The 2382-nt window shown below is 66.9% G+C and carries 2 protein-coding genes and 1 pseudogene; all 3 read left to right on the top strand.

Annotation, left to right across the window (positions count from 1 at the left end):
* Positions 1–135: 135 nt before the first annotated feature.
* A pseudogene (locus tag QQL54_RS15505) lies at positions 136–357 on the top strand (transposase); the annotation flags it as partial.
* A 204-nt stretch (positions 358–561) separates the two neighbouring features.
* Positions 562–915, top strand: coding sequence for an IS66 family insertion sequence element accessory protein TnpB (gene tnpB / locus QQL54_RS15500; RefSeq protein WP_131539996.1), 354 nt, complete (start codon positions 562–564; stop codon positions 913–915).
* Positions 916–982: 67 nt separating this feature from the next.
* A partial coding sequence (gene tnpC / locus QQL54_RS15405; protein WP_284392531.1) for an IS66 family transposase occupies positions 983–2382 on the top strand: 1400 nt, incomplete at its 3' end.

The raw sequence follows: 2382 nt of genomic DNA, 5'->3' as shown, positions 1-2382 counted from the left end.
GCACCATACTCCTAGCGCTCATGGCAGATGAGTGTAAGCGCCACGGCGCTCTCCTCCTGCCGCTGCTGATCTGATCGGTCCATTCTCCGCGGGTGGGCATGGGGCGGAGGGGTGGTTTTGGAGATAGACGGCAAAATGGGCGTCCATTTGGACGGCTCGATCGACGGTGGGGTTTCCCGGCTTGAGGTGATTGAGGGACCAAGCGGTCGGCGCCGACGCACGAAGGGCGAGCGGGCGCGGATCGGGGTGGAAAGCCTGATGCCCGGGGTGACGGTGGCCGATGTCGCGCGCCGGCATGGCGCGACCCGCTGGCAGATCTACGACTGGCGCAAGAAGCTGCGGGCGGGGGAATTGCTGGTTCCCGAGAGCATGGCGGCGCTGCCTGCTTTTGCCGAACTGGTCGTCGAGGATCCCTCGCCGCCTGCGGTTCCGGCCCATGCCGGGTTCGATCTGGAGATCGTTGTGGGCGATGTCGTGATCCGCGCCGGTGCTGACGCCCATGAGGGCCAGCTGACGCGGGCGATCCGCGCGGCTCGGGCGGCAATGTCATGNAATGTCATGATGCTCGGCCAGAGCGGGCCGGTAAAGGTCTTCGTGGCGACACGGCCGGTGGACTTTCGCAAGGGCATCGATGGCCTGGCGCTGGCGGTGCAGGAGATGTTCGGGCTGGACCCGTTCTGCGGGGCGGTCTTTGTGTTCCGATCGAAACGCGCGGACCGGATCAAGTTGCTGGCCTGGGATCAGACCGGGATGGTGCTGGTTCACAAGCGGCTGGAGGGCGGGAAATTCGTCTGGCCGCAGGTGCGGGACGGGGTGATGCGGATGTCCTCCGCGCAACTCGCCGCCTTGTTCGAGGGGCTGGACTGGCGACTGGTCCGGCCGGAGCGGGCGCGTCGTCCGCTGGCGGCAGGGTGAGCGTGATGGTGCGGGAAAGCCCTGTTTTTACTGGTCATATACCGCGCTCCATGATTCACTTCACCCCATGGATGCTGCCGCTCTCGCCCGCGAAAACGCTCTGCTGAAGGCTCGCTTGGCCGAGGTCGAGGCGGTGCTGGCGGAGGTGCAGGAGGCCAATCGCCGGCTGGAAGACATCGTGCGCATGGCGCAACGCGAGAAGTTCGGCAAAAGCTCCGAGAAGCTGTCGCCCGACCAGTTCAATCTGCCGCTCGAGGATGCCGAACTGGCCCAGGGCGTGCTCGAGGCAGCACAGGAAAAGGCCGAGGCCGCCCTGAGGGCTGCCAAGGGCACGGATGCGCCCCGCAAGCCCCGGCGCAACCGGGGGCATCTGCCACCGCATCTGCCGCGGGTCGAACGGGTGATCGAGCCTGCCAGCATCCTGTGCCCCTGCGGCTGTGGCGAGATGGCCCGGATCGGCGAGGACGTGTCCGAGCGACTGGACGTCATCCCGGCCCGGTTCCGGGTGCTGGTGACGCGGCGCCCGAAATACGCCTGCCGGCGCTGCTCGCAGGGCATGGCGCAAGCCCATGCCCCCGAGCATGTCGTGCCCGGCGGGCTGCCCACGGAGCAGCTCATCGCCTGGATCATGGTCTCGAAGTTCGGCGACCATCTGCCGTTCTATCGCCAGGCCGGGATCTTCAAGCGGCAGGGCATCGATCTCGACCGCGGAACGCTCGGCAACTGGGTCGGCCGCGCCTGCTTCCACCTGCTGCCGATCATCCGGCACATGCAGGCCCATCTGCGCCGCGCCGATCGCATCTTCGTCGACGAGACCCGCGCGCCGGTGCTGGATCCGGGGCGCAAAACCACGAAGAGCGGCTATTTCTGGGCCGTGGTGTCCGATGATCGCGGCCATGGCGGTGTCGGCCCGCCCATCGTGCTGTTTCATTACGCCCCCGGTCGGGGCAAGGAGCATCCGCTGAACTTCCTCGCCGGGTATCGGGGCCGGTTCCTGCAATGCGATGCCTACCAGGCCTACAACGCGATGACCGAGATCGCGCGCGAGGGTGGCCCCTGGCGGCTGGTCTACTGCTGGACCCATGTCCGCCGCCGCTTCGTGAAACGCTTCGAGAGCGACCGCTCGCCCATCGCCGAGGAGATGCTGCGCCAGATCGCGCTGCTCTATCAGGTCGAGAAGACCGTGCGCGGCACGAACGCGGCTGCGCGTCTCGCGGCAAGGCGCGAACATGCGGCCCCCATCGTCGCCGCGCTCAAACCCTGGCTGGAGATGCAGCTGTCGCGCATCCCGCAGAAATCCCAGCTGGCCGAGGACATCCGCTACACCCTCGCGCACTGGCCCGGCCTGATCCGCTTTCTCGACGACGGCACACTCGAGCTGGACACCAACCCGGTCGAGAACCAGATCCGCCCGATCGCACTTACGAGAAAAAACGCACTCTTCGCCGGTAACGAGGTTGGCGCAGA

The organism is Algimonas ampicilliniresistens, assembly GCF_030159955.1.
Lineage (GTDB): Bacteria > Pseudomonadota > Alphaproteobacteria > Caulobacterales > Maricaulaceae > Litorimonas > Litorimonas ampicilliniresistens.
Note: the sequence above shows the minus strand (reverse complement) of the source record. Positions and strands in the feature narration are given on the sequence as shown.

Excerpts from the sequence above, each read along its gene's own strand:
- tnpB (WP_131539996.1), top strand. The coding sequence starts at position 562 with ATGCTCGGCCAGAGCGGGCCGGTAAAGGTCTTCGTGGCGACACGGCCG.